Annotated in this window: 13 protein-coding genes; 3 read left to right on the top strand and 10 right to left on the bottom strand. The window is 20.8% G+C overall.

All coding sequences use genetic code 11. From position 1 onward, the window contains the following. Nucleotides 1-103 precede the first annotated feature (103 nt). Nucleotides 104-1,405, bottom strand: a complete 1,302-nt coding sequence (locus AB4W51_RS00625) for a peptidylprolyl isomerase (protein ID WP_367676691.1) — start codon at nt 1,403-1,405, stop codon at nt 104-106. A 353-nt stretch (nt 1,406-1,758) separates the two neighbouring features. Between AB4W51_RS00625 and AB4W51_RS00620 the strand changes: the two genes are divergently transcribed. After that, nucleotides 1,759-2,529, top strand: coding sequence for a DedA family protein (locus AB4W51_RS00620; protein ID WP_367676690.1), 771 nt, complete (start codon nt 1,759-1,761; stop codon nt 2,527-2,529). Nucleotides 2,530-2,652: 123 nt separating this feature from the next. Here the strand turns inward: AB4W51_RS00620 and rplY are convergent, their stop codons facing one another. Then, nucleotides 2,653-2,943 carry a 50S ribosomal protein L25 gene (gene rplY, locus AB4W51_RS00615; RefSeq protein WP_367676689.1) on the bottom strand — a complete coding sequence of 97 codons (291 nt, stop codon included), beginning with the start codon at nt 2,941-2,943 and terminating at the stop codon, nt 2,653-2,655. Nucleotides 2,944-3,023: 80 nt separating this feature from the next. Continuing rightward, nucleotides 3,024-3,863, bottom strand: coding sequence for a deoxyribonuclease IV (nfo, locus tag AB4W51_RS00610; RefSeq protein WP_367676688.1), 840 nt, complete (start codon nt 3,861-3,863; stop codon nt 3,024-3,026). A 583-nt stretch (nt 3,864-4,446) separates the two neighbouring features. On the opposite strand from nfo, the gene glyQ reads away from it, so the two are divergent. Beyond that, the gene (glyQ, locus tag AB4W51_RS00605; protein ID WP_367676687.1) at nt 4,447-5,373 is read left to right on the top strand and encodes a glycine--tRNA ligase subunit alpha; all 927 of its coding nucleotides are present in this window, start codon (nt 4,447-4,449) and stop codon (nt 5,371-5,373) included. Continuing rightward, nucleotides 5,363-7,438 (top strand): glycine--tRNA ligase subunit beta, encoded by a 2,076-nt coding sequence (gene glyS / locus AB4W51_RS00600; protein WP_367676686.1) that lies wholly within the window; start codon nt 5,363-5,365, stop codon nt 7,436-7,438. Before glyQ ends, glyS begins: the two co-directional genes overlap by 11 nt. Nucleotides 7,439-7,863: 425 nt before the next feature. Here the strand turns inward: glyS and tgt are convergent, their stop codons facing one another. The 7 genes from tgt to thrS all read right to left on the bottom strand — a co-directional run bounded on the left by tgt (nt 7,864) and on the right by thrS (nt 16,726). Beyond that, nucleotides 7,864-8,973: a tRNA guanosine(34) transglycosylase Tgt gene (gene tgt, locus AB4W51_RS00595; protein ID WP_367676685.1), complete on the bottom strand. Its 1,110-nt coding sequence runs from the start codon at nt 8,971-8,973 to the stop codon at nt 7,864-7,866. 1,012 nt (nt 8,974-9,985) lie between these two features. Beyond that, complete coding sequence (gene pheT, locus AB4W51_RS00590; protein ID WP_367676684.1) at nt 9,986-12,400, bottom strand: phenylalanine--tRNA ligase subunit beta; 2,415 nt, start codon at nt 12,398-12,400, stop codon at nt 9,986-9,988. A gap of 15 nt (nt 12,401-12,415) precedes the next feature. Then, the gene (gene pheS / locus AB4W51_RS00585) at nt 12,416-13,399 is read right to left on the bottom strand and encodes a phenylalanine--tRNA ligase subunit alpha (RefSeq protein ID WP_367676683.1); all 984 of its coding nucleotides are present in this window, start codon (nt 13,397-13,399) and stop codon (nt 12,416-12,418) included. 180 nt (nt 13,400-13,579) lie between these two features. Beyond that, the gene (gene rplT / locus AB4W51_RS00580) at nt 13,580-13,939 is read right to left on the bottom strand and encodes a 50S ribosomal protein L20 (protein WP_367676682.1); all 360 of its coding nucleotides are present in this window, start codon (nt 13,937-13,939) and stop codon (nt 13,580-13,582) included. A gap of 34 nt (nt 13,940-13,973) precedes the next feature. Continuing rightward, a complete protein-coding gene (gene rpmI, locus AB4W51_RS00575; RefSeq protein ID WP_367676681.1) occupies nt 13,974-14,171 on the bottom strand; it encodes a 50S ribosomal protein L35 in 198 nt (65 codons plus the stop codon). Nucleotides 14,172-14,254: 83 nt separating this feature from the next. Further along, nucleotides 14,255-14,794 carry a translation initiation factor IF-3 gene (infC, locus tag AB4W51_RS00570; RefSeq protein ID WP_367676811.1) on the bottom strand — a complete coding sequence of 180 codons (540 nt, stop codon included), beginning with the start codon at nt 14,792-14,794 and terminating at the stop codon, nt 14,255-14,257. A gap of 3 nt (nt 14,795-14,797) precedes the next feature. Further along, on the bottom strand, nt 14,798-16,726 hold the full coding sequence (gene thrS / locus AB4W51_RS00565) for a threonine--tRNA ligase (protein WP_367676680.1): 1,929 nt from the start codon (nt 16,724-16,726) through the stop codon (nt 14,798-14,800). Nucleotides 16,727-16,916: the final 190 nt, after the last annotated feature.

The raw sequence follows: 16,916 nt of genomic DNA, 5'->3' as shown, positions 1-16,916 counted from the left end.
AAATTAATAATAATAACTAAATATTTTTTTATGTCCAAAAAATAAATCAAAAATATTTTTATATTTTTCAAATAAATTTAATTTATGAAAATTTAAAAATCTATTAATTATGCAAAATTTTTACATAATTATTATTGTATAAATGCATTCTCCAATATTTTATTAATTGATTAATTTTTTGATGCAAAATAAAATGATAAGAATATTGTTTAGCTATATCATTAGTGATATTCACAGACCTAATATTATCTATACGAAATATATGCCAACTATGATCCAATAAAATTGGAATTGAAATATCTTGTTTTTTTGTTTGCAAAATTTTTAATAATATATTTGATTTAAAAATATTTTGATTTAACCAACCTAAATTACCACCTTGATAAGAAGACATAACATCTTCAGAAAATTTTTTTGCTGCTTCTTCAAAACTATAAAGGTTATTTTTTATATTGAAATAAATACTTTTTATTTTTTTATATGATTGATCTTTTTGAGAAGATGAATGATGGTATTTTACCATAATATGTTTTAATAAAAATTCATTTTTAAAAAATATTTTATTTTTTTTTCTGAAATCAATAATTTTAAATATATAATATCCAGTTTTCGTTTTTAATACATTATAAATACCTTCTTTTTTTAATTTTTTAAAATCAATATGATAATGTAATTTTACATTTTTTATTGTAACCCATTGATTGCGACTGAAAAAACAATTCTTATTTTTATTTTGATATACATAATTTATTTTTTTTAATACAAAACCTGTTTTAGAATTATTAATAATCTTTTTAAAAAATATTGTAGTAGATTGATCATCATAATTAAATTTACTAGATAAAAACGGTAGAAACAAAACACCTAATTTAATTTTATCAATAGTTTTATTATGATTTAAAAGAAATTGAGCAAAAGAATTGATTTCTGAATTTTTAATATGAATAGAATGTTCAATCACATCAATTGAAAATGCAGAAATCATTAATAAATTTTGTATACATTGTTGATAATCTTGATAACTATAATTATTAACTTGATGTAATAATTTTAAATATTTTTTAAATTGTAATTCTTTTATATCATTATTCTTTAATATGCGTTGCATATTAAAATTTAAAGGATGATTAAAAAATTTCCAATCTATTTTATCAATTGAATTTAATATAATCTTATCTATAATTAATTTTTTTTCAATATTTTTGTATAAAAAATTATTATTTGGAAATAATATATTATTTTTTAAAAATTGCATTTTTGAAAAAATTATATTTTTTTGTACATCATTATCTAATAATATTTGATCGTTTACAATAGCAATTGTTTTATTCATCAATAATGGCAATGCATAAGTATTTTTTATATTTACTACCATTAAAAAAATTAATAGAATCCATTTTTTCATTATAAAATTGTCATAATATTTGGTGAATATTTAAAAAATATAATTTTAAATTCATAATTTTATATAATTATTTAAATTATCATTAAAATAAAAAAATAAAAATAAAAATATTATTCTTCAATATTAAATTATTAAAATATAAATTTCATATTAATATATTTCTTTTAAAAATAATATATAAATATATATATATTTTTTTTTAACAATTTACAAATGCATAAAACAATTCATATTTATATTAATAATATTTTGTAGTATAATAATAAAATCAGTATTGTATATAATATAAACATATATAAAAATATATAAAAAAATTAATAAAATTCAATCAAAAACTTCAACAATGAGTAATTATGGAATACTGGTTAAAATATATAATAACATTACCTACAATATACTTACTAATAACAGTTACTATCATTGCTTTTTTAGAATCATTAGCAATAGTAGGACTTTTTTTACCTGGAATAGTTTTAATGGCATCGTTAGGTACCTTAATAGGAAATGGAAAACTACTTTTTTATCCAGCCTGGATAGCAGGCATAATAGGATGTATTGCAGGTGATTGGATTTCATATTATATGGGATGGAAATTTAAGAATTTCATATCAAAATTAAATTTCCTTAAAAAAAATTTTTTATTATTACAAAAAACAAAAATAGCATTATATAAACATAGTTTTTTAACTATATTAATAGGAAGATTTATAGGTCCTGCTAGACCTATTATTCCTTTAGTATCTGGTATGTTAAGACTACCAATAATAAAATTTATTATACCAAATATTATTGGTTGTATCTTATGGCCTCCATTATATTTTTTACCAGGAATTTTTACAGGTATTTTAATTCATAACCAATCTATAACTAATTACAATAATTTAAACAATTTAAAATGGATTTTAATATTTACAATTATTATGATTTGGATTGGAATTTGGATCCTTATAAAATGTTTAAAAAAATATAAAAATAAACAAACTTATTTTTTTATATTTTCTATAAAACAAACATTATTTGTTGGTATTAGTTGCATCGTAATCGGATTAACTACAATCATAGCCATTCAGTATCACCCTGATATGATATTATTAAGAAAATTAATAATTAAAATTTTTATATAGTTAAAAACCAAATATAAATAATTTGTTTTAAATCATCAGACTAACAATTGTTACTGATATGAATATAAATCAAGATTTACAGTAACAATTTTAGCTATTTTTATTCTCTACTAATATAATACATTACTTATCAACTAAAATAAAATCTACATGTAATAATTTAGGTTTAAAAACATGATAATGAATAGACTGTACTTTGACAAAATATTTCATTGTATTGAGCATTAAAATTAAATTATTTTTATAAAATTGATCTTGTAAATGTATATTAAAAATAAAATCATGATCAAGTATAATACTAATATTTTTTTGTTTGTTACCATAAATTATAGCTGGTAATTTACTTTTAATGCGTAAATTACGACTAAAATTTGTTCCAGAACGATTTTTTTCCAAAACATCGATTTTTAACATATAAATTTTCCATATTTAATTTAAATTGAAAATAATATATATATTAATATAATTCATTAAGAAAATAAAATAGATATACTCTATAAATATTGTTTTAACCAATTAATTTCATATTTCCATATATTATTATTAATAGTTTCTAAAATTATTGGAATATCTTGAAATCTATCATCTTGCATAATTCTAGAAAAAAAATTATATCCTATCATTCCTTTCCCTAAACTATGATGCCTATCTATACGACTATTTAAAGATTTTTTAGTATCATTCAAATGCATTCCACGCAAAAAATTAAAACCTATTATTTTATCAAATTTTTTAAAAGTACTTAAATATTCCGATTTAGTGCGTAAATCATATCCAGCAGAAAATAAATGACAAGTATCTAAACAAACACCTATACGAGATTGATCATTAATATTTTTAATAATTTTTTCTAAATGATTAAAATGATAACCAACATGACTACCTTGACCAGCAGTATTTTCTATAACTAAAATAATTTTTTTAGTATTTTTTATAGCATAATTTATTGAATCCGAAATCTTACTTAAACAAAGATTTTCATCTATTTGATTCAAATGACAACCAGGATGAAAATTTAATAATTCAAGTCCTAGTTGTTCACATCGAATGATTTCTTCTATAAAAGCTATTCTAGATTTATATAGTAGATCTTTTTTTGGATGTCCAAGATTAATTAAATAACTACTATGAGGTAAAATATATTTAGGTAAGAAATTGTATTTTTGACATTCAAATTTAAATTTAAAAATATCTTCATTCTTTAAGATAGAAGTTTTCCATTGCAATTGATTTTTAGTAAAAAAAGCAAAAGCGGTAGCTCCTAATTTATGAGCACGTACTACTGATTGATATAATCCACCAGCAGAACTAACATGAGCGCCTATATATTTCATAAATAATATTCCTTTTTATGATATAGAATAAAAATATTAAATAAATTTAATATCATTTGATTAATAATTTTTAAATGAAATTATTTTAATTAAACAATGTCATATATATATTAATTTGATAAAATATTGTTTTACGAATATTAATATATATCAATTTATTAATTAAATTTTCAAAACTATATTTTTAAAATAATAAAAAATATCAAAAATGTTATATTTTTATAAAATACAAAAAATAAATTTTAGTTCTAATCAACACTTGATAATTATAAAATACTTATAAAAAATCTATTATAATAAATATATTCAATATAAAATGTTCCCAATAAATTATTTATATATAAAATATATAAATAATTTATTGGGAACATTTTATATTGAATATATTTATTATATTTTTTAATTAAATTAAATATATTACCTTAATTGATGAATACAGTCAAAAAACTATATTATAATAATTTAATATGATAAAAAAAAGACAAAAAATTTTACCAAAATATATATTAAATAAAAATCTTACAATATGTATAATATATAATCAGTGTTTATTTTTTATATTTTTATATTTTTAGGATAATATATGTATCAAAAAAAACAAAATACTTTTTACAATACTATAAATAATTTAAAAAAATATTGGCTCAAAGAAGGATGTACTATTCTTCAACCATTAGATTTATCTGTTGGGGCTGGTACATTTCATTATCATACATTTCTTAAAACAATAGGACCAGAACCAACATCAATTGCATATATTCAACCATCAAGACGTCCATTAGATAGTCGTTTTGGTAACAATCCCAATAGATTACAACATTACTATCAATTTCAAGTAATTATCAAACCTGCTCCAAATAATATACAAGAACTATATTTAAATTCATTAAAAATATTAAATATTGATAATAAAAATAACGATATAAGATTTGTTGAAGATAATTGGGAAAATCCAACATTAGGAGCATGGGGTATAGGATGGGAAATATGGTTAAATGGAATGGAAACTAGTCAATTTACTTATTTTCAACAAATGGGTGGATTAGAATGCAACCCTGTTACTGCAGAAATTACTTACGGATTAGAAAGATTAGTAATGCATCTTCAAAATAAAAAGAATGTATATTCTATTATTTGGCATCAAAATAAATTAAATAAAACTACATATGGAGATTTATTTTTAGAAAATGAAAAAGAGCAATCTGAATACAATTTCAAAGTAGCTAATATTAAATTTTTACTAAAAATTTTTAATCAATATCTTGATGAAGCCAATAGAATTCTCTCTGATAAATATAATCTATTACTACCAGCCTATGAATGTATTTTACATTCTAATCATATTTTTAATATATTAGATTCTAGAAAAGCAATCTCTACAACTGAAAGACAAAATTATATATTAAAAATTAGAAAGACAACAAAAAAAATAGCAGAAAAATATTATCTTAGAAGAAAAAATTTAGGATTTCCATTGTGTAAAAAAAAAGGAATACTATATGAAAAATAATACATTTTTAGTAGAATTAGGAGTAGAAGAATTACCTGCTAAAAAATTATATAATATTGGACTATCTTTTTATCAAAATATAAAATCCGAAATAAAAAATAATAATATTAAATATAGCACCATAAAATGGTTTGCAACTCCTAGAAGATTAGCAGTAAAAATACATGATATTCATATACAAACATCACAAAAACAAATTATTATCAAAGGTCCACTAATTCAAAATACATTTGATGAAACAGATAAAACAAATAATCATACTATATTTTGGATGAAAAAAATAGGAATTACCTTAAAAGATACTTTTATCTTACATAATAAAAATAAAAAATGGATAGCATATAAAAAAAATATACAAAAAAAAATAAATATTAATATATTTGCAAAAATTATCGAATCTTCAATAAAAAAAATATCAATTGGAAAATTAATGCAATGGAATCAATCTAAAAAAAAATTTTTTCGACCAATAAGAACTATAACTTTAATGTATAATGATATCATCATTCCATTAATAACATTTGATATTTCGTCCAATTGTTTAATTAGAGGACATCAAATTTTAGGAAATAATTATATTCATTTAAATCATGCTGATGAATATCCAATAAAATTGTTTCAAGAAGGGAATGTCATAGCATGTTATGAAAAAAGAAAAGAATTCATTAAAAATCAATGCATGCTTACAGCAAAAAATATTAATGGTAATATTCTCATTAATAATGAATTATTAGATGAAATTACTTCATTAGTAGAATGGCCTGTAATTCATTTAGCTCAATTTGAAAAAAATTTTTTAAAATTACCAGAAATAGCTATTATCAACACTATTCAGCATGATCAAAAATGTTTTCCAATATATAATCAAAAAATTTTAACAACTTACTTTATTATTATCAGTAATATTGAAAGTAATGATACAAAAAATATTATTAATGGTTATGAAAAAGTAATTAATTCTAGATTATCTGACGCTCAATTTTTTTTTAATCAAGACCGAAAAAATAAATTAGAAGATTTATTCACATTATTAAAAAATATAATATTTCAAAAAAACCTCGGTAATTTATTTGATAAAACAAAAAGATTACAAAAACTATCAAAATATATTGCAAAAAAAACAAATGCTAATACTAAAGATGTATATCTTGCAGCTACTTTATCAAAATGTGATTTAATTAGTAATATGGTTATTGCTTTTCCAAATATTCAAGGAACAATAGGAATGCATTATGCTTTAATGGATGGAGTGAAACAAGACATAGCTATTGCTATTCAAGATCAATACAAACCTGATTTTTCTGGAGATATATTACCTAAAAATAACATTGGTGATATTTTATCTATTGCAGATAAAATAGATTTAATTACTGGTATGTTTAGTATAGACCAAATACCTTCGTCAAATAAAGATCCCTTTGCATTACGTAGATCAGCTATTGGAATTTTAAGAATTATTATTGAAAAAAAAATATCTATTAATCTTGAACAATTAACTGAAAAATCTTTAGAATTATATCAATTAAATATCAAAAAAGATCATAAAAAAAAAGAAATTTTAAAATTTATAATGAATAGATTATATGATCTATATCAAAAAAAAGGCTATAATCATTATTGTATTCAATCTGCATTAACAAAAAAAAATACTAATTTAATAAAAATTGATTTAAGAATAAAAGCACTTGAATATTTTATCACACTAAAAGATGCTCAATCAGTTATTTTAGCTATAAAAAGAATTACTAATATTTTAAAAAAATTTAATTGTCTTCAATATAATGAAATTAATATTTCTTTACTTGAATCCTTCGATGAAAAAATCTTATTTGATTCAATACAAAAAATAGAAAAACAATCAAAAAATTTATATAAAACTTATCAATACCAAACAATCATTATCAATATAATACAACTAAATACACCTATACATAATTTTTTTAATTCAACAATTATTAATCATAATAATGACATGATAAAAATAAATAGATTAAATTTATTAAAAAAAGTAGAAAAAATATTTTTAAATATTGGTGATTTTTCTATATTAGAAATAAAAGAATAAAATAATAAAAATGTTAATTAGTATAAATTATTAATCAAATTGCCACTAATACATATTATTATGTGGCAAAATAATATATTTTAAAACATATATATACAATTATCTTACATTAAAATAATGTTGTTTTAAAAAATATATTAATTATTTTATATATTGCTTTTTAAATTAGTCTTTTAAAAAAATAAAAAATTTATTATAAAAATTATTAAATAAAATTAAATAAAATTCATCAGATAAAAATTTTATTATGAATAAATAAATTTTAATTATTTTATACTGAAATTAAAATCTGTATATTGATTGAATATAAAAATTGTATCTAGTCATCATTTAATAATCTTTAATAATCCTATACTTAATGTATCAAATAAATCAATTTTTATTATTTTAAATTTATTTTGACTAATTAAATAAAAATGAATTTTTTATTTAATAATTTTATTATTAAAATTTGTAATAAATTGACGTAATTTTTTTTGTTGAATAGATTGTCTTAAATTAGATATCAAATTCTGATAAAAAAATAAATTATGTATAGTATTTAATCTAATACCTAATATTTCTTTACAACGATATAAATGATGCAAATAAGCACGAGTATAATTTAAACAAGTATAACAATCGCATTCTTGATCTAATACTGATAAATCTTCTTGATACTTTGCATTACGAATCTTAATTACACCACTGCTAACAAACAAATGACCATTCCTAGCATGTCTAGTCGGTATAACACAGTCAAACATATCAATACCACATAACACTGCCTGAATTATATCTAATGGTGTACCAACTCCCATCAAATATCTTGGTTTATTTTGAGGAAGTTTTAAACTAATATATTCTAATGTAGAATACAAATTATATTTTGATTCTCCAACTGCTAATCCACCTATCGCATAACCATCAAAATTCATATCTATTAAATTTTTTATAGAAATATTACGTAAATCATGATATAAACCGCCTTGAATAATACCAAATAAAATATTTTTATTTTCTAATAAAATAAAATGTTCTTTACTTCTTTTTGCCCAATTCAAAGATCGTTCTACAGAATTTTTTACTGTATCCCAGCTAGAATCAAATGTAATACATTCATCAAAACTCATGACAATATCTGAAGACAAATTATATTGAATCTCCATAGATTTTTCGGGTGTTAAAAACAATTTATTACCATCAAAAGGATTTTTAAATAAAGCACCTTCTCGATTTACTTTACATATTTTATTTAAACTAAATATTTGAAAACCACCTGAATCCGTTAAGATAATATTTTTCCAATTCATAAAATTATGTAATCCATTATGTTTTTTTATGATTTTTTCTCCAGGACGAAAAAATAAATGCACTGTATTACCTAATATAATTTTAAAACCAATTGTATTTAATTCTTCTGGTGTTATAGATCTAACAACTCCATAAGTACCCACTGGCATAAAAACTGGTGTTTCAACAATGATATTTCTATTATGAAATGTAAAAATTCCATAACGAGCTCGACCATCATAATTTTGAACTTTGAAAGACACAACTGAAATCCTTTTTTTGTTGATATGAATAAAAAATAAAATATTAAAATATTTTTTTAATAAATATTTTAAATTAAAAATACAATATTTTATAAATATAAAAAAAATCATCATGTTATTAAAAATAAAAATAAAAAATGCATTTTTTATACATAATAAAAAATAATTATTCTAACCATATATTATAAAATATTATCAAATAAAAAAATCATGAATAATTAAAATTATATTTATATCAATATACATTAATCATAATTTTATATTTTTGCAATTATAAAAATATTTAACCTGTAATTTTTAAAATACTATTATGATAAAATTTTAAAAAAATATTTAAGATACATGATAAAAATAAACGATCAATTCAATCTTAAAAAATATAATATTCATAAAAATATAATATATAACTTTTATATTTATTATTTGCAATATTTAAAACAGAACAAATAAAAATATAATTCTATTAAAATAATTTTAAAAAAATATTAAAATAAATAACAATCATAAACAATATTTTTTTATTGAAAGAATATTATTATATTTTTCAATCAGTAATCACTGATCTTCAATAATAAATTATTCTATATCATTGAATTTTTTTAAAAATATATACTATATAATTTATATATAATCTAAAAATTATAAATAATCATTTATAAAATTAAAACACCATATATTTTTATTAAATATTGTTGAATAAAATATATATTGATCATTAAACAATAATTATTATTATTCAAATCTAATATATTATAAAAATCTAATTTTTAACTTTAATCAAGATTTGAAAAACGACAATCTTCTTGAATTATATAAATATATTTTTTCCTATTTTTAGATTTCTACATAATCTTGATTGGTTATATTTTTAATAAAAATTATCACTCCTATAATTCAAATACATCGCTATTTTGAAAATTAAATTATTAATTTTAAAAAAAATACATTTACTAATTTTTTAATATATTTTTTTTTATCGATATTTTAAAGTAAAATTTTAAATAAATCAGATTTATTTAGAACCATCAAATTTATTCCTAAAAATAGCTTTAAACTTATTTTTTAAATCTAAAAGACATTTATCTAACATAAAAATAATTTCTTTTTCTGTTAATGTTTTCTTAATATTATAAAATGTTAATCTAATTGCAATACTTTTTTTTCCATGACCTATTTCTTGATTCCGATATATATCTAATATATCTACTTCAAGATTTTGATTAGAAATAGCATTTTTACAGACAAAAACAATATCTCCAACATAAATATCTTCATTTATAATAATTGAAATATCACGTTTAATTATAGGTAATTTAGAAAAATTTAACACTTTTAATTTAGATATATCATTTAATTGATCATATAATATATTAAACATTATTACAGTATCATTTAAATTTAATTTTTTGTGAATCATTGGATGTAATACACCAATGCAACCAATTCTTTTTTTAAAAAAATAAATTCCTGCACTTTTTCCAGGATGTAATCCATCTAATATTTCACTTTTAAAAGAAATATGATTTAAATTATCGTTAATTTCTAAAATAGATTCTAAATCTCCTTTTAAATCATAAAAATCAAATCTTTTATTCATCATATCCCAATGTGGTAAACAACACTCTCCACTAATAATACCGGACAAATGATTTTCTTGTTTTATATTTAATTCATATCCACAATCAGAAGAAAAACATAACCCAACTTCAAAAAATCGAATAGATTGCTGTTGTCGTTTTTGATTATATAATACAGAAGTGATTAAACCTGGCCATAATGATAACCGCATAGATGACATATCTTGAGAAATAGGATTAGAAATTAATAAAGGAATTTGATCAGGATACAATAATTTTTGTATTTTTGGATCTACAAAACCATATGTTATAACTTCATGGTATCCTTTATCAACTAAAAGAAATTTAATTCTATTTAAGAATAAATTCATTTTATTGATTTTGACAATTGCAGAATTTTCTTTTATTGGAATACTACATTTTTGATCATAACCATAAATACGCATAATATCACTTATAACATCTTCTTCAATTTTTATATCAAATCTCCAAGTTGGTACTATTAAATCCCAATAATCTTGATTTTCAAAAACAATAGTATACCCTAATTGACATAAAATACTTGAACATATTCTATTTTCAATTTTATAGCCTAATATTGTATATATTTTTTTTTGATGCAAAATTATATGATTTCTAATAAAAAATAAATTACGATTCATAAATTTATCAATTATGGGACCAGGTTTCCCACCAAATATATCTAATAATAAATTAGTTATAAAATCCATTACATCATATTGTGCAGCTAAATCTATTCCTTTATTAAAACGATAAGAAAAATCATAATTTAATTGAAATAACATTGAAGATATAGAAATACTATCTAATGGAAAATAAATACATCCTAAAAATATATTTTTTGTATCTTTAGTTACAGTAGAAAACTTAGTATTCATAACACCATGAATAGATAAAATATTATTTGAATCATCAACAATCACAACCAAATTCTCATCTAAATCAATACTTGAATTATCTGGTAAAATACATTTATCTAATGAAGAAGAATTACGTACTATAATACTATGAAGAATCTTATCTGCATCAAAAACATGAAATAATTGTCCAAACATAATCATACAATAATTGATCATATCTGTAATCAAACCTTTTGAAGAAAAATTAGAACGACGTAATTTTTCCTTTAACCAAAAAGGAGATTGTTGTTGAATATCTATATTTTTTAAAATTCTACCAAAATACCTCATACAATTCACATTTTGAGATATATGAATTGGTAAAAAATTATTTGTGGTTAAAACAAGATTCGTGCTTGGAATTACAGGTAATTTTAAATTATTTAATACAGCTACTTCTCTTGCAATACCTATCATTCCTAATTCATCAGGTCTGTTAGGATTCACAGATACAGAAATAATATTTTCTTTATTAGAAAAAAAATGTCTAATATTTTTTCCTATTTCAGCATATATTGGTAATTCAATAATATTATTATCAAAAGAAACCATATTTAATTCTTTAAAAGAACACAACATACCTTCAGATAAAAATCCTTTTATAATTCTAGATGTTATACAAAAAGAAGAAGGTAAAACTGCACCTAATAATGCTACAGCTACTTTAATACCTACACGACAATTTAAAGCACTGCAAACTATACTAATATCTTTCTTTAAACCTATATTTAATGTTAATATAAATAAATTATTAACATCAGGATGTAATGTACAAGACAATATCTCTCCAACAACTATTCCACTAAATGCTCCAGAAATTGGTTCAATATTTTCTATTTCTAAACCAGATTTTGTCATTTGATCACAAATATCAATAATAGAAATAGAAGGATTAATCAATTCACGTAACCATTCTTCACTAAATTTCATTTAAACAAACCTTATTTATTTAAATTGTTTAAGAAATCTTATATCATTTTTAAAAAAAGAACGAATATCAAATATATCATATTTTAACATCGTTAATCGTTCTACCCCAATACCAAAAGCACAACCTGAATATGATAAAGGATCAATATTTAAATTTTTTAAAACTTTCGGGTGAATCATGCCACCACCTAATATTTCTAACCACTTACCCTGATTTCCTTTAATATCAATTTCTATAGAAGGAACTGTAAAAGGGAAATAAGAACTACGAAATCTAAGCTCAATATTATTATCAAAAAATTCAATAAGACAACTTTCAAGAATCCATTTTAATTGGGAAAAGTTAATATTCTTATCAATTATTAAACCTTCAATTTGATGAAACATTGGTGTATGTGTAGAATCATAATCATTACGATATACTTTTCCAGGAATAATATAACGAATAGGTAATGATTTAGTTTCCATAATTCGCACCTGCATACTAGAAGTTTGAGTCCTTAATAAACGATTACAATCAAACCAAAAAGTATTTTTCATATCTCTAGATGGATGATTGGGATCAATATTTAATGCGTCAAAATTATGATATATATCTTCAATTTCAGGACCGTTGGAACAATTAAAACCTAATTTTTCAAAAAAAAAATTTAAAAAATTTATTGTAGTAGTAATAGGATGCAAATTTCCATTAATAATTCGTCTTCCAGTCAATGTAACATCAATTTTGTCTTTTTTTAAGTCCAAATCTAATAAATTTTTTAATATATTGTTTTTTTTTAAAAATAATTCAGTTTGTATATCTTTTTTTATTTTATTTAACAATGAACCAACTATTTTTTTTTTTTCATTATTTAATAAATTAAGTTCTTTTATTTTTAGATTTAAATATCCTCTTTTTCCTAGACATTCTATTCTAATACGTTCTAAATCTTTAATAGTAATAGCATTAATAATTTCTTTCTTAGTTGAATCTATTAATTTCATTAATAATTTCATATTTTTCACTTAAATTTTAGATATCATCATTTTTAACAATCATTTTTATTTTTAAAATATAAAATTATAAATTAATAAAAATGTTATAAATATACTATATTAGTCATAATAAAAATTATTTTTATTAATAATAATGCAAACAACGAGGGGTAGATTCTCCCCTCTTTACCAAAAGTTTAATTAATTACTTAATACTAGTTGTACTTTTTTTACTATTTTTAAAAATGCTAAATAATCAAAAACTGCTAGATCAGATAATATTTTTCGATCAATAATAACTAAAGATTTCTTTAAACCATACATAAATTGACTATAAGATAGATTATTTTTACGTACAGCAGCATTAATTCTAGTTATCCATAACTGACGAAATTGACGTTTTTTTTGTCTTCTATCTCGATAAGCATATTGACCAGCTTTAATAACAGCTTGTTTAGCTACTCTATAAACCCTTGATCTTGCACCATAATAACCTTTAGCTTGCTTTAAAATTTTTTTATGTCGAGCACGGGCAACTACACCTCTTTTTATTCGTGCCATCCATATTCTCCTGTATTAAAGATTTTATAAAAAATTATCTATATGGGAAAAAAGATATCACTTTTTTTATATCGTCATTAGAAACTGCTATTTTAGAACGTAATTGTCTTTTATAATTAGTATTTTTTTTTGTCAATAAATGTCGTAAATTAGCTTGTTTTCTTTTAAATTTACCTGATGCTGTTTGTTTAAATCGTTTTGCCGCACTACGTAATGTTTTCATTTTTGACATAATTAATCCTAAATTTTAATAATAAATTTTAAAAAAGTGCAATCTTATTATTAAGATAAAATAATAATAGTTAAAAAAATATTTTACTTTTTTTTAGGAGATAAAATCATAATCATTTGACGTCCTTCAATTTTTGCAGGAAATGATTCTATAATAGAATAAGCAATCAAATCATTTTTTATTCTTTTTAACATATTTATACCTATATTTTGATGAGCCATTTCCCTACCACGAAATCTTAAAGTAATTTTAACTTTATCTCCATCTTCTAAAAAACGAATTAAATTACGCAGTTTAACTTGATAATCACTTTCATCAGTACTTGGACGAAATTTAATTTCTTTCATATGAATAATTTTTTGTTTTTTCTTTTGTTCTTTAGAATATTTACTCTTTTCGTATAAAAATTTTCCATAATCCATGATACGACAAACAGGAGGTTCTGCATTAGGACTGATTTCAACCAAATCCACTCCTAATTCTTCAGCTTTTAATAATGCTTCATTTAGGCTCACAACACCCATTGGTTCTAAATCTGATCCTGATAAACGAACTTGTGAGGCACGGATTTCTTTATTAATACGATTAGGCCGTGTTTGTTGTATTCTTTTTCCGACTTTAATACTTTATTCCTCCATTTGAGAAAAACTACGAGTATTAATTTCAAATTGTAATTTTTTAATAATAAAATTAATATCATCAATTTTAAAACTTTTACCAGATCGATTACGAATTGTTATTGAAGACTCTTCTAATTCTTTCTGGCCACATATAAAAATATAAGGTATCCGTAAAATTGTATATTCTCTTATTTTTACATTAATTTTTTCATTTCTAATATCTAATTGTACACGAATTCCAATTTTTAATAATATATTTGTTATTTTTTTTACATAATCAATATGATTTTTGTTAATATTAATAACAACAACCTGTATTGGAGCCAACCATAAAGGAAAATTACCTGAATATTCTTCAATTAAAATACCAATAAAACGTTCTAAAGAACCTAATACCGCTCGATGAATAATAATAGGAAATTGACGTTCATTATATTTATTAATATAAAATGTATTTAATCTCTGAGACAAATAGAAATCTAATTGAATAGTACCACATTGCCAAGTACGATTTAATGAATCTTCTAAAATTAATTCAATTTTAGGACCATAAAATGCACCTTCCCCAGGTTGGTATTCAAAATTTAAATTATTTTTATTTAAAACATGAACTAAATCTTTTTCTGCTCGATCCCATATTTCAGTACTACCAATACTTTTTTCTGGGCGAGTAGATAATTTAATTAATATTTTTTTAAAACCAAATGTATTATAAATATTAAAAATCATTTTTATACAAATATCAATTTCAGTACTAATTTGTTCTTCAGTGCAAAAAATGTGGGCGTCATCTTGAGTAAATGCACGAACTCTCATTAATCCATGTAATGATCCTGAAGGTTCTTGTCTATGACAACTACCAAACTCTGCCATTCGATAAGGTAAATCACGATAAGATCGTAACCCTTGATTAAAAATTTGCAAATGACCTGGACAATTCATTGGTTTGATACAATATTTTCTATTTTCTGAACTAGTGGTAAAAATTGATTCTTGATAATTATCCCAATGTCCACTTTTTTCCCATATTTTTTGATCCATAATAATTGGCGTTTTTACTTCATGATAATTGTATTCTAATAATTTTAAACGGATAAATTGTTTTATTAATTGAAATAAAATTAACCCATTAGGATGCCAAAAAACCATTCCAGGAGCATCTTCTTGCATATGATAAAAAGATAAATTTTTACTAATAATTCTATGATCTCGTTCTTTTATTAATTTTAAACGATTGATATTTTCTGTTAATTGATTTTTGTTTAACCATACTACACCATATACTCGATATAACATTTTATTACTTTTTTTACTATTCCAATAAGCTCCTGACAAAGTTTCTAATTTAAAATATCGACAAAAACGTATATTAGGTAATTGAATTCCTATATCAAAATCCGTATAATTTTTATGATAGTATAATAAAATTTTATTTTCTGTATTTAATTTTTGAGATAATAATTTTAATTTATATTGTTCATTTAAAATAGTAAAAATTTTAATTGCTTCTTTTATTGAAACATATTTATTTAATATATTAAATTCATATTTAGATAAATCTAACATCTTATGTTCAATTAATTTTAAATCATGTTTAGTAATATTATTATTTAAATCAAAATCATAATAAAATCTATTATTAACAACCCCACCTTGTCCTAATTGAGATTCAGGCCATAATATTTTTATTGCATATCCTAAAAGATAAACACAAGAATTGTTAATAATATTTAAAGCCAATATATCTTTTTCTCTGATAAACTGAACAAGACAATTTTTTTTTATGATAGTATTTAAATCAAATAACATATTATCAATGCTGGCTCCAACACAATTATTTAAAATTTTTGGGTAATTGTGTTCAATAACTTTTAATAAAGAAACCGGATGATCAGATATGTACTGATTTCCATCAGAAAAATAAATAACTGGCATATTTTATCCTTTAATATAATTGATATATTAATAATTCAATCTATATATAAAAATATGAATTAAATAATACATCGAAAATATATAATATGAGAAATATTATATATCACTATATTGAATAATGTAAATTTTAAAACATAAACTATTTTATACTATAAATGTCATTCATATGTACATAATTTTATACATAAAT

The organism is Buchnera aphidicola (Eriosoma grossulariae) (assembly GCF_964059045.1).
GTDB classification, from domain to species: Bacteria; Pseudomonadota; Gammaproteobacteria; order Enterobacterales; family Enterobacteriaceae; genus Buchnera_D; species Buchnera_D aphidicola_A.
This window is presented reverse-complemented; position numbering and strand designations above follow the sequence as displayed.